At 53.7% G+C, this 25,808-nt stretch carries 22 protein-coding genes; 7 read left to right on the plus strand and 15 right to left on the minus strand.

Annotated elements, in window-relative coordinates; all coding sequences use genetic code 11:
- Window positions 1-4: 4 nt before the first annotated feature.
- The 11 genes from ACYVH9_RS21010 to ACYVH9_RS21060 all read right to left on the minus strand — a co-directional run bounded on the left by ACYVH9_RS21010 (window position 5) and on the right by ACYVH9_RS21060 (window position 13,970).
- Window positions 5-2,236: a peptidase domain-containing ABC transporter gene (locus ACYVH9_RS21010; protein WP_460638362.1), complete on the minus strand. Its 2,232-nt coding sequence runs from the start codon at window positions 2,234-2,236 to the stop codon at window positions 5-7.
- On the minus strand, window positions 2,220-5,420 hold the full coding sequence (locus ACYVH9_RS21015) for a lantibiotic dehydratase (RefSeq protein WP_460638363.1): 3,201 nt from the start codon (window positions 5,418-5,420) through the stop codon (window positions 2,220-2,222). Before ACYVH9_RS21015 ends, ACYVH9_RS21010 begins: the two co-directional genes overlap by 17 nt.
- A 21-nt stretch (window positions 5,421-5,441) precedes the next feature.
- On the minus strand, window positions 5,442-6,647 hold the full coding sequence (locus ACYVH9_RS21020) for a lanthionine synthetase C family protein (RefSeq protein ID WP_460638364.1): 1,206 nt from the start codon (window positions 6,645-6,647) through the stop codon (window positions 5,442-5,444).
- The gene (locus tag ACYVH9_RS21025; RefSeq protein WP_460638365.1) at window positions 6,644-7,582 is read right to left on the minus strand and encodes an LLM class flavin-dependent oxidoreductase; all 939 of its coding nucleotides are present in this window, start codon (window positions 7,580-7,582) and stop codon (window positions 6,644-6,646) included. Before ACYVH9_RS21025 ends, ACYVH9_RS21020 begins: the two co-directional genes overlap by 4 nt.
- A gap of 97 nt (window positions 7,583-7,679) precedes the next feature.
- Complete coding sequence (locus ACYVH9_RS21030) at window positions 7,680-7,832, minus strand: class I lanthipeptide (protein WP_460638366.1); 153 nt, start codon at window positions 7,830-7,832, stop codon at window positions 7,680-7,682.
- A 66-nt stretch (window positions 7,833-7,898) separates the two neighbouring features.
- Window positions 7,899-8,039: a class I lanthipeptide gene (locus tag ACYVH9_RS21035; protein WP_460638367.1), complete on the minus strand. Its 141-nt coding sequence runs from the start codon at window positions 8,037-8,039 to the stop codon at window positions 7,899-7,901.
- A 118-nt stretch (window positions 8,040-8,157) separates the two neighbouring features.
- The gene (locus tag ACYVH9_RS21040; RefSeq protein ID WP_460638368.1) at window positions 8,158-8,346 is read right to left on the minus strand and encodes a hypothetical protein; all 189 of its coding nucleotides are present in this window, start codon (window positions 8,344-8,346) and stop codon (window positions 8,158-8,160) included.
- Window positions 8,347-8,601: 255 nt separating this feature from the next.
- A complete protein-coding gene (locus ACYVH9_RS21045) occupies window positions 8,602-11,166 on the minus strand; it encodes a TonB-dependent receptor (protein WP_460638369.1) in 2,565 nt (854 codons plus the stop codon).
- A 168-nt stretch (window positions 11,167-11,334) separates the two neighbouring features.
- On the minus strand, window positions 11,335-11,967 hold the full coding sequence (locus ACYVH9_RS21050) for a hypothetical protein (RefSeq protein WP_460638370.1): 633 nt from the start codon (window positions 11,965-11,967) through the stop codon (window positions 11,335-11,337).
- Between the two features lie 75 nt (window positions 11,968-12,042).
- Window positions 12,043-12,852 carry a LytR/AlgR family response regulator transcription factor gene (locus ACYVH9_RS21055; RefSeq protein WP_460638371.1) on the minus strand — a complete coding sequence of 270 codons (810 nt, stop codon included), beginning with the start codon at window positions 12,850-12,852 and terminating at the stop codon, window positions 12,043-12,045.
- On the minus strand, window positions 12,849-13,970 hold the full coding sequence (locus ACYVH9_RS21060; RefSeq protein WP_460638372.1) for a sensor histidine kinase: 1,122 nt from the start codon (window positions 13,968-13,970) through the stop codon (window positions 12,849-12,851). The genes ACYVH9_RS21055 and ACYVH9_RS21060 overlap by 4 nt, the downstream gene beginning before the upstream one ends.
- Between ACYVH9_RS21060 and ACYVH9_RS21065 the strand changes: the two genes are divergently transcribed.
- Together ACYVH9_RS21065 and ACYVH9_RS21070 are read left to right on the plus strand one after the other, a co-directional pair.
- Complete coding sequence (locus ACYVH9_RS21065) at window positions 13,969-14,118, plus strand: hypothetical protein (protein ID WP_460638373.1); 150 nt, start codon at window positions 13,969-13,971, stop codon at window positions 14,116-14,118. The genes ACYVH9_RS21060 and ACYVH9_RS21065 overlap by 2 nt on opposite strands.
- A gap of 156 nt (window positions 14,119-14,274) precedes the next feature.
- Window positions 14,275-14,598: a hypothetical protein gene (locus tag ACYVH9_RS21070; RefSeq protein ID WP_460638374.1), complete on the plus strand. Its 324-nt coding sequence runs from the start codon at window positions 14,275-14,277 to the stop codon at window positions 14,596-14,598.
- Window positions 14,599-14,607: 9 nt separating this feature from the next.
- Here the strand turns inward: ACYVH9_RS21070 and ACYVH9_RS21075 are convergent, their stop codons facing one another.
- Window positions 14,608-15,984, minus strand: a complete 1,377-nt coding sequence (locus tag ACYVH9_RS21075; protein ID WP_460638375.1) for an L-serine ammonia-lyase — start codon at window positions 15,982-15,984, stop codon at window positions 14,608-14,610.
- Window positions 15,985-16,095: 111 nt separating this feature from the next.
- Here ACYVH9_RS21075 and ACYVH9_RS21080 point away from each other — a divergent pair, with 111 nt between their 5' ends.
- Window positions 16,096-18,210, plus strand: a complete 2,115-nt coding sequence (locus ACYVH9_RS21080; protein WP_460638376.1) for an outer membrane protein assembly factor BamB family protein — start codon at window positions 16,096-16,098, stop codon at window positions 18,208-18,210.
- A 30-nt stretch (window positions 18,211-18,240) separates the two neighbouring features.
- Here ACYVH9_RS21080 and ACYVH9_RS21085 read toward each other — a convergent pair whose 3' ends face one another.
- Window positions 18,241-19,089 (minus strand): AraC family transcriptional regulator, encoded by an 849-nt coding sequence (locus tag ACYVH9_RS21085; protein ID WP_460638377.1) that lies wholly within the window; start codon window positions 19,087-19,089, stop codon window positions 18,241-18,243.
- Window positions 19,090-19,238: 149 nt separating this feature from the next.
- On the opposite strand from ACYVH9_RS21085, the gene ACYVH9_RS21090 reads away from it, so the two are divergent.
- Both ACYVH9_RS21090 and ACYVH9_RS21095 read left to right on the plus strand, forming a co-directional pair.
- On the plus strand, window positions 19,239-20,432 hold the full coding sequence (locus ACYVH9_RS21090; protein WP_460638378.1) for an MFS transporter: 1,194 nt from the start codon (window positions 19,239-19,241) through the stop codon (window positions 20,430-20,432).
- Window positions 20,433-20,477: 45 nt separating this feature from the next.
- Window positions 20,478-21,152, plus strand: a complete 675-nt coding sequence (locus ACYVH9_RS21095) for an HAD family hydrolase (protein WP_460638379.1) — start codon at window positions 20,478-20,480, stop codon at window positions 21,150-21,152.
- Here ACYVH9_RS21095 and ACYVH9_RS21100 read toward each other — a convergent pair.
- Entirely contained in the window at window positions 21,119-21,640 is a 522-nt protein-coding gene (locus ACYVH9_RS21100; protein WP_460638380.1) for an MOSC domain-containing protein, read from the minus strand. The genes ACYVH9_RS21095 and ACYVH9_RS21100 overlap by 34 nt on opposite strands.
- A 90-nt stretch (window positions 21,641-21,730) precedes the next feature.
- Window positions 21,731-23,200, minus strand: a complete 1,470-nt coding sequence (locus ACYVH9_RS21105) for a leucine-rich repeat domain-containing protein (protein WP_460638381.1) — start codon at window positions 23,198-23,200, stop codon at window positions 21,731-21,733.
- A 236-nt stretch (window positions 23,201-23,436) separates the two neighbouring features.
- Between ACYVH9_RS21105 and ACYVH9_RS21110 the strand changes: the two genes are divergently transcribed.
- A complete protein-coding gene (locus ACYVH9_RS21110) occupies window positions 23,437-23,811 on the plus strand; it encodes a BlaI/MecI/CopY family transcriptional regulator (RefSeq protein WP_460638382.1) in 375 nt (124 codons plus the stop codon).
- A gap of 4 nt (window positions 23,812-23,815) precedes the next feature.
- Window positions 23,816-25,801 carry a M56 family metallopeptidase gene (locus tag ACYVH9_RS21115; protein ID WP_460638383.1) on the plus strand — a complete coding sequence of 662 codons (1,986 nt, stop codon included), beginning with the start codon at window positions 23,816-23,818 and terminating at the stop codon, window positions 25,799-25,801.
- Window positions 25,802-25,808 lie beyond the last annotated feature (7 nt).

Raw genomic sequence — 25,808 nt, forward strand, 5'->3', positions numbered from 1 at the left:
TTGGTTACTCTACGTAAGTTTTCATAAAGTCGTAGTAAATTCCTCCCTGGTTGAGTAGTTGGGTATGGCTGCCCTGTTCGGCAATGGTGCCCTGATCGAATACCAGAATCCGGTCGACGGCTTTGAGGGTGTGCAGCCGGTGGGCGATGGAAATGATTGTTTTTCCGGCGTATTTCCGGTAAACGTTGTCCAGAATTCGCCGTTCGGTTTCGACATCCAGCGCGCTGCTGGCTTCGTCCAGAATGATGATGTCGGGGTCGGGGGTGATGAAAAGGCGCGCAAAACCAATTTTGAGCACCTGACCGCCCGATAGATTGCTACCAAAATTTCCCACCATCTGGTTGTAGCCCAGGTGCGTGCTTTTGACAAAAGTGTGCAGGTCGGCCAGCCGCGCGGCTTCAATCACCTGCTCCGTTGTGGCCGACAGGTTGGCGCACCGGATGTTTTCCTTGATTGTGTCGTTGAATACGTACGTATCCTGTGGGAACAGGTAAACGTGGTTGCGCAGGACTTTGGGATGAATCGTGCGCATTTCCTGATCGTCGCACCAGATTTTGCCTTCGTATTCGGGATAAAGATTGAGCAGGAGTTTCACAAAGGTCGATTTTCCTGCACCATTGCGGCCCACAATCCCGATCCGTTCGCCCTTCCGGATTTCGCAGTTGAGGTTGCGCAGGACGTAATTTTCGCTCCGCTGGTTATACCGAAAGCTGACGTTTTCGAGCCGGATCCGGTGGCCGGAAAACGTATTGCTTTGCTGCTGGTAATTCGTTTCTTCGCGTTCTTCCAGGAAAATCTCGTTGATTTTTTCGAAGCTCACGCTCACCTGCGTAACCATCATCCAGAGCGCACTGACGCTATTGACGGCGTTCATGACGGTCATGAAAATAGACGTAAACGCCATGTACTGCCCGATGCTCAGCGTACCGGTAAAGACTTCGTAAGCACCCACCCAGAAAACCGCTACCTGGCTGAAAATGAAGATGAATTTTTGCAGGGAATTGATCAGAATCTGCCGTTGCTCGTCGGCCATAACCGAATTGATGGATTCCCGATGCAGGTGTTTCCAGCGCACCAGCTTGTATTTTTCCAGCGACAGCAGTTTGACGGTTTTGATGCCCAGCAGCGCATCCAGAAAACCGCCCAGCGACGCCTGGTTTTTGTGGTAAACCTTTGACCGCAGGTTCTTGACGATAGGGATAAAATAGGTAGTTGTCAGCCCGTATGCCACGAAACAGCTCAGCGCAATACCCCCTAACAACCCATTGAACCAGAACAGGATCGGGAAGTAGATCAGCATAAAGAACACGTCCAGAAACTGCTGGATAATCACCGGGTTGGTAAATTGCCGGATGCCGATGCCTTCGTTGAACCGCGCCATAAACTCCTCACGCTTGCGGTTGTCGTAGTATTTCTGCTTGAGCGAAATCATGCGGTCGAAAAACTTCGTCATGAAGTCCATTTCAAACCGAAACCGGTAATGGACCATCAGCATACTGCGGGTGTAAGTCAGGACGATCTGAATCACGAACACCAGCATCAAACCCGCCAGGATGCCAATCAGCAACTTTTTGTTCTGGTTCACCAGTACGTTGTCGAGCATGGTTTGGGTAAACAGCGGCAGCACAAGACCCACCAGCTCAAGCAGGAATGAGAAGAGGAAAATCTCGCCCAATACTTTTTTGTTTTCCCGCAAAATGGGTCGGTAGAGTTGCTGGAAAATGGTTTTCTTTTCGGCTTTTTGTTCCTGGATGGCTTCCGTCAGTGCTTCGTTCTGGTAGAACTGTTCGGTTGGTTTTAGCTCAAGTACCACCCCGCTCCACTTGTTCCGAAAAGCTTCTTTTGAATACCGAACTTTGCCGAAAGCTGGGTCGGCCACCCGAACGTGGGTATCGGTGGCTTCGTAAACAACCACAAAATGCTGCCCTTCGTAGTGGGCAATGCACGGCAGCTGAATCTGTTGCAAATACGGATAATCCAGCTCGTACCCCTCCGCCTTACAGCCAAAATTCTCGGCTACTTCCATCAGTGTATACAGGCTGGAACCCTCCTGCGAAATGTCGGCGAGTTGGGTCAGCACATGTTTGGCGTTCGCGACCCCGTAGTGCTTGAAAATCATCGCCAGGCAGGTCGGGCCGCAATCCATCATGGCACCCTGTTCCACGTAAGGAAACCGGTCTATGAAGGCGTAATGACCCATTTTGCCGCCGAACACGGTTTTAAGAAACTGCTTCATACGCTTTAGGCTTCGGATAAGGTGGGGAAACGGTTTTCGGCCGGTGTCCGTGCGCCATCCGACCATACGTTATCCGGTAATATTTATGGAGGTGATAATACAGGGCATATTCGACCTGTCGTTGCCGGTGGCAAAACAACCGATTGATGGTCATGTGGATGAGACTATCCAGCAAACTTTCCAAAGGCATCTCCAACGCTCCCTGTTGGTGCAACGAACGGAAGTAGGAAATCATCGGCTCTGATTGTCTGGTGCGCTGGTGGCTTAGTGCGTAGAAAAACCGCTGATCGTTGCTGGTTTCGTTGAACAGTGCCGCAATCGAACTTTCAATTTCCTTGTACCGGCTATCCAGCTGTTTTTTACGGGTGGCATTGTACCCGAATTCACGGCCAAACATCGCCGTTTGCTGTTCGGTGAACGCCAGGCGCTCCGGCCAGTCCAGTTCAAACGCATCCAGCAACTCGTGCATCATTTTCATCCCGAACTGCCAGCGACATTCTTCCCCCTCGGCGCCCTCAATCTGACTCAGGAAATCCAGAACAGTCTGGCTGTCAACGTGAAAAAAGGCTTCGGCGGTCAGGATGGAGTGGCGGCCATACCGTTCCAGCTCGCGGTTGTAAGTGGCGGTTTCTACCGAGGTTACGCTCCGGTTGGCGAGGTAGGGGGCCAATGCATCGTGGAATTCGCAAACCAGATTGCCTAAAAACGCAACGTCGGTCAGATGAAACCGAAATCGGAAATGATGATCCGGGTCGGACAACCGAATAAAGAAAAACTGATCGATCCAGCCAGATGTCTTAAACCGCTCGGTCAGCGGTCGCATGACTTCCGTCAACAGCCAGTCGGCGGTTTTGATGCCGGTATAAATTTTGTAATACAGCCATTCCGAGCCCGCGAAAAATTTTCGGGTAACTAACTGATGATCAGGAGAGAAAAAAGGTTTGTTCGTGGGTGGGCTGGGTTTGTTCGTACGGTTTTTGAAAGCAACCACAAACTGGTTGGTGTGCCAGCCCTGTTCCGAATGGACCACCGCTGTCTCGGCGCTGTACAGGAATTCCTTAATGGTGAATGTCGGGCGGGATTTGATTTCGTTAACGAACGTTTCGGCCAGCCAGGCGTTTTCGAGATCCACGTAGAGCTCATTGTCAGAATCAGCCAGCGTAATGTAGCGGGGTATGCGAAATTGGGCGCGCCAACGGTCGATTTCTTCGCTCAACGAAGACCATTGGCCGGTTCTGAACGCCGTTACCAACGGTTTGACGTGATGATCCCGGAAGTTCCATTGGGCTTCCACCAGAATCAGGTTATCCAGTACGATGCGCGGAATAAAAACGAACACGCTGCTGGCGTTTCCGATAAAATTGCTTAGTGACAGCCGCTGATTCTGGCCTTGCAGGTCGCAGAGAAAATGGTAGAGGTCCAGCGAATCGGGGTGGGAATAGTTATGGGCATTCGCCAGGCGGGGAATCACCGTTTTGTTCAGCGATTTTGACCGGAGCCGAATGGAATTGCCGCGTACGCTCACCATCAAATCCGTGACCGGAATCTGGTGGTCCTGATCAACCGATGCATTGCCCAGATACGGTATCTGATAACATTTCAGCGCCGGGCGAATAATAACGTTGCCGGTTCGGGCTTCGGGCAGGTGAACAAGGTCGGCGAAAATCAGGTCGGGCCGGGCTTCATCTTCCGCCCGGCTAATGTCGTGCAGCAGCGCTGCTACCGACGGATCAGTATGCCCAAAGCGGCCCAGCAACTGGGTGCCGGTGGCACCACCAAAGTGATTGAGCACGAGCTGTTCACGGCCTTTTTCCCGGATTACGGAGAACATCGCGCTGTTGGTGAGGGGCAAATCGGTTCGCCGGGGCTGCATAGTGCGTAGTTCTTCTTCCTGAATAACAAGCTGGTAGCTATTGGTTACTTGAGCGTCCGCAATTTTCCGGAACAGATACCGCTGTTCGACCGGGATCGTGAGCGTTTGCGTCTCGTTAATCCGATCGGTTTCGATGTTGTCAAGCAGTGGAGATAAATCAGCGCCCGCTTGCCCCGCCGGATAGCCCAGACCCAGCTCGGGGTCCAGGGCGATCACAAGCGGAACTTCCTCCTCCTCGTATTTTTCGTAAAACAGGTTCCGGAACGTGTCCAGCTTGGGGTTTCCGGTCGCCGACAGCGTCATCAGGGTTGGAATTTTAGCGACCAGCTTGTTCAGCAATCCCTGGTTTACCTGTCCACCGATCGAGGGTAAATAAGCGTCGATCTGAAACAGAGCCTTGCGGTCGAACGGTGTGGCAAACGGGCTGAGTTGCGATTCAATGGCGGTCAATTGGTCGATAGCCGGGTTGGGGCCGGTTTCTTTTTCAATCGCTTTCAGGCTTGTTTTCAAAACCGTCAACTGGTCGATCAGCGTGGTCAGGTTGTCGGCCGGATGCTGTTGGTGAATGGCCTGAAGTCGGGTCAGGATCTGAACCAGAAAATCATCGCCCGTCACCGCCGGTTCCAGCTCGCTAACCAGCAGTTGGGCCTGCACGATTTGCTGAACAAACGCCCGGGCATCTTCCTCCGAAATCTCGTCGGAAACCAGCGCCATTTCCAGTTGGCGTAGGGTCGTGCCGGGTTGGGCAGTTTGTAAAACCGTAGCCAGGTAGTCGGATCGGTCGGCGCTGCTGAGTTGGTGAGATCGTTGCCCGGCCTGGTCGTAGCGGTACGAAATATACCGGTATTGGTCGTTGACCACGTAAAGGCTCGAGTTCGGGAAAAAACGGAGATGCGGTTGGAGGGCCGGATGATTTTCCAGGTCCTGCGCCAGTGCGCAGAGGTAATTCATGTCAAGCCGGGTTACCTTTCGCGGTGTAACGGATGGTTGTATACGCAGTTGGGTTGGTCCGCTGGCAACTGCCAGGGTCGAAAAACCGCTAAACAACCCGAATGGGGTGCAGCGGGTGCTGTAGCGGATAAGGTACTTGATCAGGGCGTAAAGAATCCGTTTGTCTTTCTCGCCCGGTAAGCGGGTGAAATCAAGTTTGATGGCTTCTTCGTGGAGCGCAGGCGACGCCAGGTACAAGGCTTCCAGAAATGTCGGTTGCCGAATCAGACTTGTCAAGCGGGTCCAATCCAAATCCTGAATGGATTCGTACGGAGCGAGCGGCACCCGGACAAAGGCGGTTGGAAATACAGAGGTAGTCATGGAGGAGAGCGGTTGAGAGGATCAGGAAAGAAGCAGGAAACGTTCCCAGGCCGGAGAAGCACCCAACTCGGTTAGCAACACGAGGCCGATGCTGCTTTCACCGTCGAGCAGACCCAGGTTCGGCATGTACTGTTTATCCAGATAACTTAAAAATACGTTATCCTGAGCAGGCATCGTAGCCAGCCGGGCTGTTTGCTGCATCCAGTAATCGGCGGCCTGATGGAAGGCTGGATGGCTACTTTGCCGACCGAAGCGCCGAAACAGGTAAGCGACGCCAGCCGACCCGTGGCAGAGCCCGGCATCGTGAATGGCAGCGTCGGATGTGCTCCGGCGAGCTGCGGCTTTCAGCATGGTTTCGTAGGCAACGGTTCGCCAGGGAGCGTGGCGTAATTTCTGCCCGCAGAGCCAGAAGGTACTGGCAATTCCCAGATCGCCATAACACCAACCCAGGCGGCTGTCCTGATCCTGCCGGGTTTCATGAACAAAGCCTGGGAAAGTACTGATTCCCGAGCGGTTACGGTTTTGCCACATCCATTGAAGCGTTCCCCGGATCAGTTCGGCACAGCGCTGACGGGCATATCCCCGTTCGTAAAAAAGGCTGAGGAGAGCGGCAATGCTGGCGGTGCCGTGCGAAAGGCTCGGGTTATACCGGGGGGCTTCGTACGTTTTCGGACGTTTGTGGTGATCGAAACGCCAGGTCATGGCACCATCAGGCAGCCGAATGGCCGTCGCCGACAGCGCTTCAACCAGCTCCGTAACATACCGCGTAAGGGCAGGAGAGGGTTGGCGTTCCAGAAAATATAAACCGGCGCTTAAGCCACCGTGCAGGTAATCGTAATCTCCGCTTTGCAGGCAATCGAGGGAGATTTCAAAAAGCGCTTCGTCCAGGTCGGCAACAATGTCCTGAGGGTCGATTTCATCCGTTTGGAGCAAACCCTGGTTACAAAGGTGCAGAAATCCCCAGGCAATGCCCGCCATGCCGGAAGCGAACGAGTGGTGCAAGTCACCGTGCTGGACAGCGGCCAGGCTGGCCGAAACGCGGGACCAGACGCGGCTGTCGTCGGTTTGGTCGTAATAGCGGTTGGCATACGCTTCCAGCAGGGCGTAACCCATCTGGCCGCCCATCAGCGAAACATCACCGTCCAGGGGCTGACCGGCCATGTGTTTATAAACACGGTCGAGCAAGACTGCCGTTGCGGTATTTGGTACAAGCGTAACAGGATTCATAACACAGCGGTTACATCAGAAGTTGTGAAAACCGTATCGCCATAAGCCGGTAGCGCCCGGGCGAGCCATTCAATGCCGGCCCGTTTGTGACGGGTTTCTTCGGCCATGTTCAGAAAAATGAATTCGTTGACGCCGTAACGTTCCCGCAAAACGGCCAGCTGATCCAGAATGAAGGAAGGCGAGCCAATGAGTTCACTGGCTACCGAAACCGGTCGTTTCAGGGCGTTGCGGATCTGGTGGGCCTGTTGGTTGGTTCGGGCACAAACACCGGCGACCGCCAGTGTAATCTGGGGTTCGGTCTGGTGGTGGCTGTAAAAAGCCGCCCGGTACTGCTGTAATCGGTCGGCGTCCTGATGGTGGTCTTCGATTTGGGTATGAAAAACCGATTTGCAGAGGGCCGACTGCTGCCGGGCGATGGCCGGGCCGTTGTTTAATCCGGCACTTAGCGACCAGACCGTGGGAAGATACCCCCCGTGGGGTGTTATCTGGTTGGCGTTTTCGGGGGCGTACAAATAGTCGTATACGGCTTTGCTATTTCGGAGGAAGGTGCTGGTTTTGACAAACGGTTGCGAAAAATCAAGATCCGGTGCCAACTTCAAAGCGGTTTCTGGGGGTACATGTCCACCGGCAATTCCCAGATCAATCCGGTGGGGAAACAGGTTGTTCAAGAGCTTAAAGACCGTGGCCACGCGGTACGGATTGTGGTAAGCCATGAGCAGACCGGCTACGCCAACGTTGATGCGGCTGGTGAGTCCGGCAATGACGGGAATCAGCGCTTCGGGGTTGGTGTAAGCGGAGGAGGCCCCGTAATGCTCGCCGAGCCAGAACCGGGTGTAACCCAGTTCTTCCGCCTGTTGGGCGTATTCGAGTACATTTTCGACAATATCCATCGGGCTGACGCAGCCGGTTCCGAACTCAAGAAGACCAAGTTTCATGATTGACAGGGAGGTAAGGTGTGGATGCAGGAATAAGCAAACAGAGCAGCACCTACTCGTTTCAATGCTGCTCTGTAGGTTTGTCGTACCCGGCGAATTAGATTCTCACGGGGCAGTCTCTGTGTCCGCTACAGTTGCCTTTGTAGGAGATCAGGATGGGGCGTCCACCGGCGATGTTCTGAGCCTGTGATTTTGACAGCGCAATGATCTGATCGGTTTTCAATGATAGTTTTGCCAGTTGTTTTTTCATGATTGTTAGTAAACAGTGTGAATGGTGCCTACTCTGTCAAAGGTTTTCGGCGTTCCCTTTTGTGGATTAGATGTCGGTCGGGCAGAAACAGGTGTCCCGGCCGGCATTGCTTTTGGGCAGGGCACCCTTAACACTCTGAGCCTGGTTTTTTGACAGCGCGATGATTTGATCCGTTTTCAGCGTGATTTTTGAAACTTGCTTTTTCATGATTGTAATTGAATTATTGTTAAACAGTGTGAATGGTGCCTACTCTGTTGAAGGTTTTCGGCGTCCCCTTTTTGTCCGAATTAAATGGTGTGTATAAAGCCAAAAGGCTATTGGTACCTTAGATTTTTAGGGCAGCGGCATTGATTTTCATTGCGCCGATGTTGATTTTTAGGGCCACTTCGTTGATCTTCATGGATACCGTGCTTGAACGCAGATCCGGGCAATCAACTCCGCCGACGATACTTTGAGCCTGTTCCTGGGTCAGGGATTTCAGGGTGCCGTTGGTCGTCATTTTTACATTTTTCATGAGGTAATTTGATTTGTTGTTAGTGCCTACTCTAGTCGGTTTTCGGCGGCTCCCGTTGTGATTAACGATTCAAAGTTGCAGCGAAAATCACCGGAATCTGGACGGAGAAATACGGAGAAGACGAAACGCCACGTTGGCAGCGTGAAAGAAAAGCCTCGCGCGACGAATGATTGAACGGTAAAAAAAATGGCGCTACAGCTTAGCCGTAACGCCATTTGGAATCTAAAATAGGTTGGTTGAATTCAACGACGGTTTTTAATTGGCCTCGCCTTTTACGTCATCATTATTCACGGACCGGCTTTTTTTGCGCTTCTCCTCAAAAGTCATTTTACCAATACGGTACGAGAAGGTCACTTTTACATTCTGATTGTACAAATGCATGGCGCTGGTTTGCGATAGGAGCGGAGCGTTTAGGTTGGTTCGCATGGTTACGCCGTTGCCGATGAAGTTTTCGGCCGCCAGCCCGATGCTGCCCCGTTTGTTGGCAAAATCTTTCTTCACCCCCAGCGAGTACATGTACATGCCGCCCATTGTGCCCTGCAACTGGGGCATGGGCGAGCGCCAGAAACCGAAACCCTGAATGCCCCAGCCTTTATTGAGCGACCATTGCGACATCAACCGGCCACCGATGCTGAAACCGTCGTTGCTAATGGACTGCGAACGTCCGTCGGTGCCTGCCGTCATGCCCTGCATGTAGATGTAAAAACCGTCCAGTCCGCCATTGATGGTCCATTTGGGCGTCAGGCTGGTGTTGAAAAAGACGTTGGCGCCGTACGTGCGTTGCACCCCGATGTTCTGAAACGTTGTCAGAATTCCGCCCGCCAGCGTATCCGACGGCAGCCGTATCTGGGTGATGGCGTTGTTGGTCAGCCGCCCGAACAGGGCGGCATTGAGGTAGGTTTTCCTGATCGTCGAACTCAGGCTCAGTTCGAAATTATCGGTCAATTCCGGGCGCAGGATGGGGTTTCCTACCATGATATTCTGCGGGTTGGCCGCGTTGGGGTTGGGGTTGAGTTGTTGCAAACCGGGGCGCTGGATCCGGCGATTGTAAGCGGCTTTCAGCGTAACACCACCCTTCAGACCTTTCGATACGTTGATGCTCGGCACGAGGTTGCTGTAGTTCGGAATCGCCAGCGCCATCGTTTCATCACTGGTGGCGTCGATGCCGGTGTATTCGTAGCGCGTGCCCACTTTAAAGGTGTACTTGTTGGGGGTTACGTAGGTGTAGGAAACGTACCCCGCGCCGATGTTCTGCGAGTAATTCAGCGAACCCGCCGGGTTAGTCGGATCAAAAACCAACTCACCGACGGGGCCGCCAATCTGGTACTGGTACCGGCTATCGACCTGCCGCAGGATGGCTTTAGCGCCAAATTCGAGCAACTGATTCGTTCGGATGGGGGTCTGATAATCGGTTTGAAGGGTAATTTCCTGGTTGGTATTGTTGTTAAGGTTGCGCTGGCGGGCGGTCAGTTCATTACCGGCACCCAGCAGGTTGGCGTAAAAATTATTGGTTAGTCCCGTGCGGCTGTACTGCGTGGAAATGCTCCATTCCTGCTGCGGCTTGAACGTGCGGATGTAGTCCACGTTGATGTCTACAGAATTCGATAAGTCTTTGCGGTTGACGTCGCGGTTGGTAAAATTCAGCAGCGAATCACCGATGTACGCGTTGGTCAGCTGATTTTGCTCCTGAACAAAATTGCGGGTTCCGTACCGGATGTTGGCCGACAGCGATTGGTTTTTCGCCAGATCGTAATCGATTCCCAGCGTATACTGCCCGAACAACGGTTTGTCGAAGGCCGTGGCGGTCTGGCTCGTGCTCATGGGCATGCCATTGATCAGGGTAGTTTGGTCCATGCTCGACGAGGCCCGGTTGTACATGGCCCGTCCAAAACCACCCAGGCTGATGCCCAGTTTTCCCTGCCGGTACGAACCGTTCAGACCGAGGTTGGAACCCCGGATGCCCACGCCGGTATCGACGTTCAGGGTCAAACCGTGCAGGGTGTTCTTTTTTGTAATAATGTTGATGATCCCGGCGGCCCCCTCCGCGTCGTATTTGGCTGATGGCGAAGTAATCACTTCTACCGATTTGATCATGTCGGCGGGCAATTGCTTGAGGGCGTCGGCCACGCTGCTGGCCACGATGGTCGACGGTTTGTTGTTGATCAGCACCCGGATGTTCTGGCTACCCCGCAGGCTGACGTTGCCGTCCAGGTCCACCGATAGCATCGGCACTTTCTTCAGAATATCCGTTGCGTCACCACCCTTGGAAGTCAGGTCTTTTTCGGCGTTGAACACCAGCCGGTCCACTTTTTCTTCAATCAAAGCCGCCTGCCCCGTTACCACCACTTCGCTTAGCGTTCGTACATCGGGCTGGAGCGTCACATTGCTCATATTCAGGTCGGTTCCTTTGGCAATGGTGAAGGTTTTCGAATCGGCATTTTTGTAACCGATGAACGAATACTGTAACCGGTATTCCCCGGGTGCCAGTTTGGTCAGCGCGAATTTACCTTTGTCGTCGGTGGTGGTGCCGTCAATGGGCTTGCCGGTTTTGGAGCTGATCAGCGCCACGGTGGCATATTCAACGGGTTTGCCGGACGTGGAGTCGATGAGCATTCCCGTGATTTTGCCATTGCCTTTGGGGGCTTCTTCGGCTACGCCCGTAAATTCCTGCTTCTTCCGACCGCCGTCCTGGTTGCCGAAACCGCCACCCGGAGGTCCTCCGCCCGGAGGGCCAAACTGCGCCATCGCGGTCGAGTAGCTGATAAATAAAGAGAGGGCGAAAACCGCCGAACGAACGAAAAGAGAATAGTGCGTTTTCATGATCGGGCTGCCGTGAAGAAGCAGTGTACAAAGGTGACACGGCCTTCTGGCATCCGAAAAAGAATGTTGCCCAGTCGGTTTTTTGGGGCGCGGAATTGGCTTTTTTCGGTGCGGAACGCCCGGCTGCTGGTGATGAAATTGGGGCCATCAATCAATCCGCCACCTTTGTCAAAACCAGTAGCTTACATGGACGCCCGTTGCTAAAAAGTTGTTGGGGATAGCCCCCCGCTCTTCTGGTTTGGTCAGATTGGAAAGAATGATTGCCCGAACTCCAGCGCCAACCTGGGGCGTTATGGCGTATTCGTAGGCTAGCTGCAGATTAAAACCCAGCACCACTTCGGGTTTCTTCGTTCTCTCTACGGTAATTTTATCAACTTCCTGACCACCGTTAAGCCGGATCGTTACATCGGTTTCGAGTTCGTTTCGTTGATACCACAGCGAAGGACCCGCTCCAAGTTGTAGTGTGTGCCGAGGGCTTTTTAATATATTGTACAGGGCCGCAACATCGGCGGAGATTCGCTGCGAGCGCGTCCCAATGTAGCTTGCATCAAATCCAGACGCCTTTTCACGGATGTGATTTTGCAGATAACTTAAGCTTCCGTCTACCAGCCAGCGGCTGTTGGATAGTTTCCGATGATAACCGACCGAATACCGCAGGATATGCCTCTGCATTTGCACCTTGTTTTCATATTTGTTGGTGGCTTCTACCGATACGCGCAGCGCATTGTTGTAAACGGGTGATTGGGCGTATGAAGATCCGAGAAGGCCAAAGAACAGGCTGATCAGTAGAATCTTTTTCATCGTCGAATGGTGGTCAGTTAGCCTAAAAGACACCAGAACGACCGGCGGGGTTGTAAGTGGTTTTCGGGAAAATGGTTATTTCCCGAGCCACTCCTTCAAATCCGTCAGGCGATCCCCGCTGACAAACACTTCGTGTCGGGATTTGGGCTGGAGTTCAAGCTTCCATTTACCTGCCGAATACATCTGGATGGATTGAATAGCCGTCAACGCTACCAGAAACTGCCGACTGACGCGAAAGAATTGCCTGGGGTTGAGGAGCGTTGTTAGTTTGTCCAGGCTGTAGTCGACGGGCAGGGTAGAACCGTCTTTGGTAACGAGAAAGGCCATGCGCTCATCCAGGAAAAAATAGGCGATTTCGCTTGTTTCGACGCTGCGGACTTTCGATCCGACGGTAATCATGAACCGGTCTTTGTAGGTGGTTTCCTTAAACCCACCGAGCATCCGAACCAGCGCATCCAGGTCCGGTCCAACGAGCGGGGGAGCCGGTTGCGCGGATGATAATTGCTGGTGAGTCGCAAATTGGTCCCGCAGCGCCTTGAATTTGGTAATGGCGGCCACCAGCTCGTCGTAGTTCAGCGGTTTGAGCAGGTAATCAATGCTATTGACCTTGAAGGCCTGAATGACGTACTCATCGAAAGCCGTCGTGAAAACAATCGGTGTAGTCAGCTTCACCTGCTCGACGATGCGAAACGAAAGCCCGTCCTGCAAATGAATGTCCATGAACACCAGATCCGGTTTCACGGGCTGCGGGTCGGTAAACCACGCCACGGCTTTCTCGACCGATGGCAGAACGGCCAGAATTTGAATTTCGGGGTCGTAGCGGTGGAGCAGGCTTTCCAGCCGCTGGGCTGTCAGACGCTCATCTTCCAGAATAACGACGTTCATTGAATCAGAGGGATTTTAACCACAAACGAACCGTTCTGTTCGCCCACCCACACGGGTTGGTCGGTTAGCAGCGCGTAGCGGTTGATGATGTTTTGTAAGCCCAAACCCGTCGAGTGTTCGAGTTGTTCGCGCGGCTGAATCCGGTTGTGCACGACCAGAAACTCGCCCTCGGTCTGCACGAACACCCGTTGCGGTTTTTCGGGACTCATCCGATTGTGCTTGACGGCATTTTCGACCAGAAGCTGCAACGTCAGCGGAGCAATGAAATACTGGTCGGCCACGGTTTCGGGCACGTCGATCAGCACGTCAAAACTCTCTTCAAAGCGGATTTTGAGCAGAAAGGTGTAGGATCGAATAAAATCCAGTTCGGTTTTTAGCCGGACTTTGTCGTTGTCTTTCTGCTCCAGAATGTACCGGTACGCCCGCGAAAGCTGATCGATGAACTGTTCCGACAAATCGGCATCGACGTGCACGAGTGAGGATAGTATGCTCAGGCTGTTGAATAAAAAATGCGGACTGATCTGGTTTTTCAAAGCGGCAAACTGCGTCAGGATGGCTTCTTTTTCCAGCCGTTCGGCCCGAATCTGCACGTCTTTCAGTCGGCGATTGGCCCGGCGGTTGGCCGATAGATAGAAAATGGACAGCATGATGACGATGGTCAAACCGTTGTTCGACCGCTCAAAAAACTCCCAGCGTCCGTGGCGCGGTGGGTGGTTGTCCTGATTTTCATTGCGGGCTACGGCCGGGATCGGACGCGGGATGTAGTGTAAGACCTCGCGCCGGGCGTAATCACCAACCGCATTCAGACCCATGCCGGCGATGATCGTGATGAAAAGAGCAAGCACTTGAGTCCGCAGCTTGAAATCCACCAGAAATTCCTCTCCGTACCGGTTGGCCGTCCAGTCCAGCACAATTTCGGTGAGGTAAATCCAGGCAAAATACAGGGCAAACGTCACCAGGCCCTGGCCCAGCAGAAACGGAAGCGATTGCAGCACAAATAGCCAGGTACGTTCCGGCAGGTTGACGTACAATAGGATGGGGTAATAGATCACCAGCACGCTCAACGCGAGTTGCGCAATCTGACGGGTAGTAAGCCGGTAAGCTGATTTCGGATTCATGCCGCGTAAAGCTAATCAACATTCCATCAACGAAGGCGTGGACCAGCCGATGGAACTGAGGAAAAAGAATATCTTCCTTTTTCGCGACGGCGAAGGTCACGATTTGGGCGACGGTTTGACAACCAAAGTTGCAGAATACGGTTTTTGACCACCTGAATCCGGATTTTTCGGGGCGGAATAGAAATTGTAAAATTTTGCCAGAACAGGGCTGTAGGCATAATAATTGCCTTTTATCCAATCGAGCCGACCATTCGGGTCGGACGATTTATACGTGAAGCACGTCCACAAATTGTTACTCAACTTTATGAAAGCAGCTCGTGTTCTCCTTTTTCTTTGGGCGCTGAGTTTGGGCGCTTGCCGGCAAAACCTGGTCGAAGCCCAAACCGGCAGCGTTTTGGTGTCATTATCGTATGCCGAACGACCCACCGGCGATGTCTATTACGAAGTATACAGCGAATCGGGATACCGCCAGGTTCCGCCGTTGCTGACCGGAACGCTGACTGCGGCCAATTCATACCAGGCGGTCTTTACAGACCTGAATCCGGGGAATTATGTGATGGTGATCAACGGGAATCCGTTTTCATTGCAGGTTACTGCCGGTCGCCAGCGGGAATACAAATTCCCGTAAGCACGGGGTTCAGCATTCGGTTGCACTCAGCGCCAGCCCCGCTTCCGACGTTTCCTTGTATTTGGTTGACATGTCGCGCCCGGTGGCTTTCATCACCTTAACGACGGCATCCAGTGAGATTTTCTGGTTGGCCGGGGTGCCGGCCGTGGCCAGCAGAAAAGCGTTGTAGGCTTTCACGGCCCCCATGGCATTGCGCTCGATGCACGGAATCTGGACGTACCCGCCGATGGGGTCGCAGGTCATGCCGAGGTGGTGTTCGATTCCGATCTCGGCGGCTGCTTCCACGGCATCGATCGATTTTCCCGCGCCGTACGTCAGAAACGCAGCTCCCATAGCCGAAGCCGTACCGATCTCGCCCATGCAGCCCATCTCAGCGCCGGAAATGCTGGCGTTGTGTTTGACCAGAAAACCGATGGCCGCTGCGGCCCACATGCCTTTGCGGAGGGTGGCCTTGTCGTAATGAAAATGATGGCGGGCCAGGTAGGTCAGTCCCGGAATCACGCCCGAAGCGCCGGAAGTCGGCGCCGTTACCACAATACCGCCGGCTGCGTTTTCCTCCGAAGCTGCCAGGCAATAGGCGTTCAGGAAAATCAGGAAGCTGTCCGACGATTGCGGCAACCCCCGGGCCTGCTGGTAGAGAACCGGGGCTTTCCGGCGCAGTTTAATTGAACCCGGCAGCGTTCCCTTGTGCCGTAGGCCGCGCCGAACGGCTTTGTGCATAAAATCCAGAATCTGATCGATGCGGGCGTTGATTTCCTTCAAAGACCGCCCGGTCAGGGCCTGTTCGTTCGCCAGCATCAACTGGTCCAGCTTTAGTTGATGGTCGTACAGCCGGGTTTTCAACTCCTTCATGGTGCTGTACGGGTACGGCAGGTCGGCGGTGAGCGGAGAGGCAGTTTCTTCACCTCTGCGCAGGATAAAACCGCCCCCGATGGAATAATATTCTTCTTCAAAAACCGTGTTGCCATCTTTGGCCAACCGGAATATAACTGTATTGGCGTAGGGGGATTCGTACTTTTTTCGCTCAAAGTGAATGTGTTCTGCGCTCAGGGCAAACTCCCGGTGGTCTACTGGGACTGAGTAGGTCAGCTCCGGGTCTTTGAGCAGGGCCATCAGCGCCGTTGGGTCGGTGGATTCGGGTTGCCAGCCCAGCAGTCCGGCCACAATGGCGCGGTCGGTACCGTGGCCTTTGCCGGTGGCGCTGAGGGAACCGTACAGGTGAATGTGAATCGAATCGGCGGTTTGGATGGTTGAGTCGGGCAGTTGGCGCAGCCGCTCCAGAAAATCGAACGCGGCTTTCATGGGGCCGATTGTATGGGAACTGGAAGGGCCAGGGCCCACCTTAAACAGATCAAATATAGAGGTGGTGATGGGCGAATTGCGCATGGATACTAGCAATCAGTGTGTATAAAGTTGTATATTTCCGGGCTTTTGCCAACGCTGTCAGTGCTCAGTCAGCGGCAGTCGGTCGAAACCCACTTAGCTTTTCGGACTTGAATGAAACGTTTGTTATTGCCTGCCCTTTTTCTGTCGGCTGCCTTGTTTACCGCGGCTCGGTGGACGCCCGAAATACCTTCATCCAGCCAAACTTCCCGCGAATGGCCTGAATACCTCGGCGGCCCCGACCGGAACCACTATTCGCCACTCGATCAGATTAACGCTTCCAACGTCGGTAAGTTACAAATTGCCTGGGAATATCATTCCAAAGACTCCGGGCAAGTACAATGCAACGCCATCATCGTCGACGGAACGCTATTTGGCGTAACGGCCTCTAATCAGGTATTTGCGCTGGATGCGGCCACGGGCCAGGAAAAATGGCGGTACGGCGAATCCAGTAAGGGGGGCGTTAACACCCTGCGGGGGGTTACCTACTGGAGCGACAAGGAGGACAAACGCATTCTGTTCGGATCGGGGCCGTCCCTGTGTGCCGTGGATGCGCGGACGGGGGTATTGATTCCGGGTTTTGGTACCAACGGAAAAGCGAGCCTGAAAGCCGGATTAGGACCCACCGCGGTGGATAAATTCGTCATTTCCAACACACCCGGTACGGTTTTCGGAGATCTGATCATCATGCCGTTGCGGCTTTCCGAGGCTTCTGACGCGGCTTTGGGTTACATTCAGGCGTTTAATGTTCGGACGGGTAAAGTTGCCTGGGTGTTCCGCACAATTCCGAATCCCGGTGAGTTTGGCTACGATACCTGGCCGAAAGAGGCTTACAAGAACACGAACGTGGGTGGAGCCAACAACTGGTCGGGCATGTCGATCGACCGGAAACGCGGGATCGTGTACGTACCAACCGGTTCGGCGGCTTTTGACTTTTACGGCGGAAACCGCAAAGGGCAAAACCTGTTTGCCAATTGCCTGCTGGCGCTGGATGCGAAAACCGGCAAACGACTCTGGCATTACCAGTTTGTGCACCACGACATCTGGGACCGTGATTTGCCCGCTCCACCCAACCTGGTGACGCTTCGGATGAACGGGAAAACCGTGGATGCTGTCGCGCAGGTTACCAAAACTGGCCACGTCTTCGTCTTTGACCGCGTGACCGGAAAACCGTTGTTTCCCATCAAGGAAGTTCCATATCCGAAATCGGATCTGCCCGACGAACCAACCTGGCCGACGCAGCCCGTTCCGACCAAACCGGCCCCGTTTGCCCGGCAAACCATTGCCGAATCGGATTTAAATCCTTACGCCGAAAACCGCGATTCGCTGCTGGCTACCTACCGGCGCTCTAAAATCGGTCCGTATCAGCCGCTGGGCAAAACGCCAACGCTGGTGTACCCCGGCCTGGATGGCGGGGCCGAATGGGGTGGGGCCGCCGTCGATCCCGACGGAATTATGTACGTGAACGCCAACGAAATGGCGTGGGTGCTGAGCCTGCGGGATACGCCGAAAGAAGAAGAGTTGGCGCACCTGAGTCCCGGCGAACGGCTTTACACGCTCAATTGTGCCGTTTGTCACCGTCCTGACCGTAAAGGAAACCCGACCAGCGGTTATCCGTCTCTGGTCAACATCGGCCAGCGCCGGGAACGGGATTTTGTGCATAAACTCATTACCACCGGCAAAGGAATGATGCCCGGTTTTACCCGCCTGTCGGAGATTGAAAAGCAGGCGTTGGTGGCGTTTCTGTTCGGCGATGAAAAAGTGGAGGTTGCCGCCGGAGCCAAAGGTAAGAAAGAACCGTACGTACCCTATAAGTTCAACGGATATACCAAATTTCTCGATAGCAAGGGGTATCCGGGCATTCGTCCGCCCTGGGGAACCTTAACGGCCATCAACCTGAACACGGGAGAACACCTGTGGCAAAAACCGTTCGGCGAGCTCAAAGAGCTAACCGCCAAGGGGATTCCGCCCACGGGTGCCGAGAGTTACGGCGGTCCGGTGGTAACGGCCAGCGGGCTGTTGTTCATTGCCGCCAGCAAAGACGGCCTGTTCCGGGTGATCGACAAAAAAACCGGTGATGTACTCTGGCAAACCGAACTCCCGGCAGCGGGTTATGCCACGCCGAGCACCTACGAAGTGAACGGCAAGCAATACATCGTCATTGCCTGCGGAGGCACGAAGCTGGGAACCAAAAAAGGAGATAGTTACGTGGCCTTTGCCTTGCCGTAATCCCACGGGGCCGCCCGGCAGTTCAGGCCGTCAAACCGCCAGCGCCCGGCGGTATTCTCCGGGCGTTTGGCCCGTCCGCTGCTTGAAAACCTTATTAAAATGGGAAAGGTTATTGAACCCACTTTCGTAACAGACGTCGCCGATGCTGCGGTCGCCCGTTAGCAGCTTGCGGGCCTGCGTAATCCGGAACTCATTGACGAAATCGGTAAACGTCATCTGCGTCATTTTTTTGAAATAGCGGCAGAAGGCCGGAACGGTCATATTGGCGACCGATGCAACCTGCTGTATCTCAATAGGCTGCGTATACCGGTTTTCAACAAAACCATAAATGCGGTTGATGCGCTCCTGCTCCCGGCCGTTGATTTCCATATTATCATAACCTGCGTTCAGCAATTGGTATTCGGTCGATGTAGCCAGCTGCTGAAAGATTGTCAGTAAGGCCATCATGCGCTCAAACGGCGGCAGACGGACCAGCGAAGCCACCTGCGGGCCCACCTGCTGCTTTGTTTTTCCGTAAAAAGAAATGCCTTGGTGGGCTCGTTCGAACAAACGTCGGATGGCGGCCAGTTCAGGTTTTTGCAGGAAGTCGGTGCCGAGAAAATCCTCGCGCAGCTGCACCACAATTTCTTCGAAATCTCCGATCACACCGTGGCTGAAATTCAGGTGGGGCAGATTCGGTCCCAAAAAAACCAACTCCCCGTCTTCGTAAGTAGAAACATGGTGACCGATGTGCCGTTTGCCACTGCCGCGCGGTATATAAACGATCTCATGTTCAGGGTGATAATGCCAGTAAACCCAGCAGCTATCGGGTTCGGTATGGTGTACCAGCCGAAATGAACTCCCAAATTCTGGTTCGATTTTTTCAAACTGCGGTTTCATCGATCTATTTGTAATTTAGGTGCCAAATTAACATTAATGCGGAGTTATTAACACATCGGTGGTTAATACAGCATTAAAAACGGATAATTAAACTTTAGCCTAGCTCGGAAAACCGCATTAATTTTGCCACATGATTTGATGAAGTGATCATGAACATAAGCCTCGACGACAAACCTTCTTCCACACCTTCGCTGTTTCGCAGCCTGCACACGTTTTTTACGAATCCGCATGCCCGGGCCGTAGGGCTGGTTTTCACGACCGAAAGCCTGCTGCTGGGCGGCTGGGTGGCACACATCCCGCATGTGAAGGAAAAACTGCACCTGACCGATGGCGGTTTGGGCATGGTGCTGTTTGCAATGCCGGCCGGACTGCTGCTGATGAACCCGCTCACGGGCTGGATTATTGCCCGACTAGGAGCAGCCCGGACCTGTTTTTTGAGCGCTCTGGCGTTGTGCATCAGTACGCTGGTGCCCATTAACGCACCTTCCGTTGCTGTAATGGCGGTTGGCTTGTTTCTGGTGGGGTTGAGTGCCGCCTTGCTGAATGTGGCCATGAACACCAGCGCGGCTGATGTTGAACGGGAGCATAATATTATGATTATGTCGTCCTGCCACGGGATGTGGAGTCTGGGGGGAATGATGGGATCGCTGCTGGCGGGCATCCTGATTGCGTTTCAGGTGCTGCCTTCCATTCACATGTTGGCCATGACCTTTCTGCTTCTGGTATTGACCTTTTTGCTGCGACCTATCCTGGCAACCATTCCGGCTCAGCCACCGACTGAATCGTCGGCGTCTTTTGTTCAGCCCAACCTGTTGTTACTGTTGATGATTTTGATTGGTCTGGCTGTGGCAATGGGCGAAGGGGCCGCTCTCGACTGGAGTGCGGTGTATCTACGGGAAGCAACGGGCGCGACAAGCCAGCTGGCGGCCCTGGGTTTTGGCTGTTTTTCCTTAGCCATGACTTTGGGGCGGTTTATGGGTGATGCCATCATTCCGCGGGTGGGTGCCAAACGCATTCTTTTTTTCGGAAGTCTGGTGGCGGCTGCCGGGTTGTCACTGGCCATTACGGTTTCGGATCCGGTTGTTGCACTGGGTGGTTTTGCCCTGCTGGGGGCGGGTTGTTCGCTGACGGCTCCAATTTTGTACGCAGCTTCAATGCGTGTTCCGGGTATTCCGGCAGCTACCGGGCTGGCTACATTTGCCACCTTCAGCTTTGTGGGTTTCCTGGCCGGACCACCCGCCATCGGTTTTATGGCTGAGGGGTACGGGCTGACCTACGGGTTGGGCCTGGTAGTGGTGATGCTATTGCTATCCGCTGTTTTTTCACGAAAAATTAATATGTAATTAACCGATGGGAGGAGTCTGGCTTCTGCCGTCATTTTCTAACAAATGAAAGCTGCTATTTTTGACATGGATGGTGTGATTGCTGATACCAATCCTCACCACCGCATTGCCTGGCGGAAGTATTTTGAACGCTACGGAAAAACGCTGACCGACGATGATTTTATCCGGTATATCTCGGGAAAACACAATAATGAAATTCTGAGCCATTTGTTCGCCGATCAGGCGCTGTCAGTGGCCGAATCGAAGCAACTGGCGGCCGAAAAAGAAGCCTTGTTCCGGGAGTTGTACCGGCCTGATATCAAACCCGTTAATGGGTTACCCGAATTCTTGCAACGACTGCGGAAAGCAGGGGTGCAAACCGCCGTGGGAACATCGGCACCCGTTGAAAACCTTGATTTTGTGATAAACACCCTGAATCTGCGGGCTTATTTTGACGTATTGCTGAACGAAGGCGACGTGACACGGCCCAAACCGGATCCGGAGATTTATCAGAAGGCCATGCAATTGCTGGGCGTTGTGCCGCAGCAAAGCGTCATTTTCGAAGATTCGACAACGGGAATTCGGGCGGCCAGTGCCGCGGGGGCGTACGTGATCGGGCTGGCCACGACCGATTTACCGGACGTTTTGATCGAAGCCGGTGCTGATGAAGTGATTCAGGATTTTACGGAACTGACGGCCAGCCGGTTTCAGGAATTGGTGAACCGTTCCGTATCGGTTTGATCCGGTGGTAAAACCGTTATGGCATCGCCCAGCTGAATCTGACCACCCTGCAACACCCGTGCGGTAAGCCCGCCGTGGCCGCGCATGGCATTGTAGCCGCCCGGTCCCAGGTTGGTTTCCATGCGGGAGCAGGGATGGCAAAAACCGGTAATTTCCAGCACAACGGTTTTTCCAATCTGAATTTTATGATCCTTTAAGGCCAGCAGATTCAAGCCGGAGACAACGATGTTTCGGCGCAGCAGACCCGGATCAATGGATTCGTGGCCGGTTAAAGCCGCTACGGCTGGCAGGTGTTCCGCCTGAATCAGCGTCACGTGGCGGTTGCCACTGCGACCGTTGTAGTGATCGCCCACCAAACCGCTTTTTTCCGACACTTCCACTTCCGGAACGGATTGAAGCGCGGCCTTTCGAACGGGCCGAATGCCAATCCATTCAATGCGACCCGGATGAGGAAAAACTTCCAATAATTGTTTCAGGCTTGTTTCCACGGTTTTCAAAGGGATTAACTAAGCTGGCAGAAGCCAGACATGGTTAACCCGTGGCCGTGTTGAATTGTTACCGACCCGCCGGGTAATTTCTTAATAGAAAACCTCAGTTTTATTGTTTTCGAGTTGCTGGATCAGGCTGGCCGAGATGCCTTTCTGCTCGCTGACGGGATTGCCGCGCAGGTGGAGTTTTTTCAATGTTTGCATCTTTGTCAGGTGCAGCGGGATCTCGGTCAGGCGGTTATGGCTTATGTCGAGTTCTTCCAGATTTGGCAGGGTTAACACCCGATCCGGAACCGTCACAAACGCGTTGTGTCCAATATCCAGAATCCGCAGAGCGTGGAGCTTTGGCAGGCTGGCGGGCAACGTGCCCAGAAAGTTGTGGTGGGTGTAAAGAACCTGAAGTTTTCGGAGCCGTCCCAAATTCTGGGGTAACTCATTGAGTTGATTGTTGGAAATGGCCAGTTGCTGCAACCGGGGCATACGGCAGAGTTTTTCGGGAAGTACCCGCAGCTGGTTGTAATACAGGTCCAGTACTTCCAATCGCTTCAATCGGCGAATGCTGCCGGGCAATTCATTCAGTTTTGCCTTATACAGATTCAGGTCTTTCAACCGGCGCAGCTTCCGCAATGGCGCGGTATTGAGTCCCCCCGAAAAATCATTCAGGCCCAGCCAGAGGCTTTCCAGCCGTCGATTACGGGTGACGGTTTTTGGAACGGTTTTGAGGCCGGTTGACTGAATGTTAAGGATTTTAAGGTGTTTGTTACGAGCGACGTGCAGGCCGTCTTGAGCTAGTGGGTTGCTGGAGACATCGAGTTGCCGGAGTTTCGGAATCCTGAAAACCGTTTCGGGAATGGTGTTAATCCCGTTGATGCTAAGGTCCAGCACTTCCAGGTTCGGAAATCGGTAAATCACATTCGGCACTTCTTTTAATTCCAGTGTGTTGAATACCAGGTGTTTGACGGTGTCTGGGCGGGTGGTTTGCTCTGCCTGTTCAAGGGTTGTCAGGATGCCCGGCCCCCGGCGTAGTTTTCGGCGGGAAGGAAGTTTGCCGATGACCTGGCTTGTCTGGAATCGGTAGGGCTTCTCGCCGGTGACGGGGAACTGATACGTTGCAAACCACGAGCAGAAGAGCGGATTGATTTTTTCCTGAAAGCGGGCCGATGCCACGCTGTCGATTTTAGGACGCATGAAATTCTGGGTCATCTCATAATACACCCGATTGATGGAGCCATCAGCATTAGCGTAGAGAGTCACCATCAGAAAACAGGTGGTGTCCTGCAAGGCATTCGCCTTTTTCAACAGCTGGTTCAGATCGCGGCCAAACTGTTCGTGCAGTTCAAATCGCTTCTTTTCACCGGGTGTCCACGCATCGGGCGTACGCGGCCCCGCAGCGGCAGGGGGTTTTCCAAACGTCGGATCGACAACTTTTTCAACGACAACATACTCTTTGGCCAGCTTCTTGGCGGTGGCTTCGTGCTCGGCTTTGGTCAGGCAAACGGTTTGGGCATTGACCTGCGTAAGCGTGAATACCAGCAGGAATAAGAAGGAGAGGGGTCTCATGGTGCAGCCGATGTAACGTAGTGTTTAGGTGTTTAACGGTAAATGTAGTTGAAAATTTGGGTTTCCATTTTATTTTTCAATCGGGGAGGGAAAATAACGTGAAATAAGATACTACGAAAAAATTCGTAGTAGAGGCTTGACTTCTACGAAACGATTCGTATATCTTTGTTACGAAATATTTCGTAGAAGTGCTCTTCCGTTTTAAATTCCCTATTCCGAACAGTAAACAAAAAGTTATGAAACCGACCGAGTCCGAATTAGAGATTTTACATGTGCTGTGGGCCAACGGTCCGAGTACCGTGCGGCAAGTGAATGACCGATTGAGTCAGACGCGTGAAATCGGGTACACTACCACGCTGAAGCTGATGCAGATTATGCACGACAAAGGGCTGCTGAGCCGCACTGAAGAAGGCAGATACCATGTATATCAGGCATTGGTTGATGAACAGCAAACCCAGCAACATCTGCTCGAACGGTTTGTGGATACGGCCTTTCGCGGATCAGCCATGAAGCTGGTCATGCAGGCGCTGGGCAACAGCAAAGCAACACCGGAGGAATTGAAAGAGCTGCAAAAACTCATCAATAACATGAACCCCAACGCAACCAACTGATCGTATGAACGCCTTTCACTTTTTTTCAGAACCCGTTACGAATGCACTGGGTTGGGGCCTGATGCATACCACCTGGCAGGGCACGTTGCTTGCGTTGACGACCGCCCTGCTTTTGCGGCTTACCCAGCAAAAAGCTTCGTCGGTGCGCTACAGCATCAGCATCGGGGCGCTGGCTTTGCAACTGGTGCTTTTTGTGATTACCTGCTGGATCGCCTACGAACCCGTTCGACCGACGATGCTCATTCGTGGTGAGCCGCTGGAAGAGCCGGCTTCGGCGGTTCTGGTCCTGAATTTACCCGTGGTCGACAATTGGTCGGGGCACATCATCAACGGGCTGCAACCGCATTTGTCGGTTGTGGTGGCGCTCTGGTTACTCGGCTCGGCTGTGTTGTTCGTTCGCTTACTGGGCGGCTGGCTGTTTATTCAACGATTACAGAAACGCGGTATTCAGGCGGCTCCGGTGGCCTGGCAACAGCATCTGAATCGGTTGGCAGAACAGCTCGGTATCTCCAATGCCATCCGGTTGTTCGAATCGACGGAAATAACCGTTCCGATGACCGTTGGCTGGCTCAAGCCAATCGTGTTGATTCCCGTTGGCTTGCTGGCCGGGTTGTCGCCCCGGGAGGTGGAAGCGGTTCTGATCCACGAACTGGCCCATATTCGCCGGTACGATTATCTGGTAAATTTGGTACAGTCGGCGGTGGAGGTGGTGTTGTTTTTTCACCCGGCCATCTGGTGGTTATCGGCGCGGGTGCGCGAAGAGCGCGAACACTGCTGCGATGATGTGGCGATTCAGCTGTGCGGAGAGCGGGCCAGCCTGGCCCAGGCGTTGGTTCATATCGAACAACGGCGACAGGCGCAGGTGCCTACGCCGGAATTGGCAATGGCGTTTGGTGCCCGGAAACCGTCGTTTATGCAGCGTGTCAAACGGGTAATTGGGGTGCCGGTTTCCAACCCGAAACCCAACGGCTGGGGCGTGGCCGGGCTGCTGGTGTTACTGGCGGGTCTGGTTACGGGGCAGAATCACTACCGGCCCGCCATGATCAACCGGGCCGTCAGCAATCCCCGCACAGCCAGCAATGCACTGCCCCGTGCTGCTACGCAGCAACTGGATTCCCAGACAAGGGAAGAACCGCAATCGATGAGCGTGTCTACGGCAATTCCAGGCGACACAATAGAACCGGAAAAGCCTGCCGAAGAAAGTGGGCTGGAATATCAAATTAGAGCATTGGAGGAGTTGAAAGAGGAACTGGCAAAGCTGCACGAGTCACTGGTTGGCGAGCAGGTGGAGCAGGAGGGCACGAACCGCACCGATGAAAGTCAGAAGTCGAGGCAAAAACTCCAAAAGGAATTTGCGCGGGTGGAAAGGGAACTGGCCAAACAGTTTCGGAATCAGTCTCACCTACAAGGGAAGCTAAAGGAGGCTGAAGCTGATCTGTATAACCGTTTTCGTCAGCCGATGGGTCCCTCGTCCCGGCGTCACTGGGAGCAAATGCGTTATGAGGACCAGCAGAAAGTTCTTGAGGAATCACAGGAAGCCCTGCAGCAAGTCTGGCAGAGCATGGCGAAACCTATGGACGATTTCTTGAAAGAGCACGAAAATTTCGCCCAACCGGATTCGCTCCCAAAACCGAAGCCTGCTGTTGCGCCTAAATCCAGCTTTTCGGCAGAGCCAACCCAGGAGCCGAGTCCGGCCGTGGCCCCATCGGTGGCAACCCCACCGGCTCGCGTGGGCAAAGCAGCAGCGAAAAAGGGAGAATACTGGTACAATGGCAAGCGCTACAACAGCCCGGACGAAATACCAGCGCCCCCCACACCGCCTGTTCCACCCCCAGCCGTCGAGTCGGTAGAACCGTTCCCTCCGGCGGAGGTACCAACTGAGCCAGCGCCATCCCGGTTTGAAGCCGTGCCGGCTGCACCGGCTCCCCCCAAGGTTCCAAAAGCGCCCAAAGCGGCTAAGAAAGGGTGGCATATCAAAACGAATGATTGAGTCGAAA

The sequence above is a fragment of the Larkinella harenae genome, assembly GCF_054780515.1.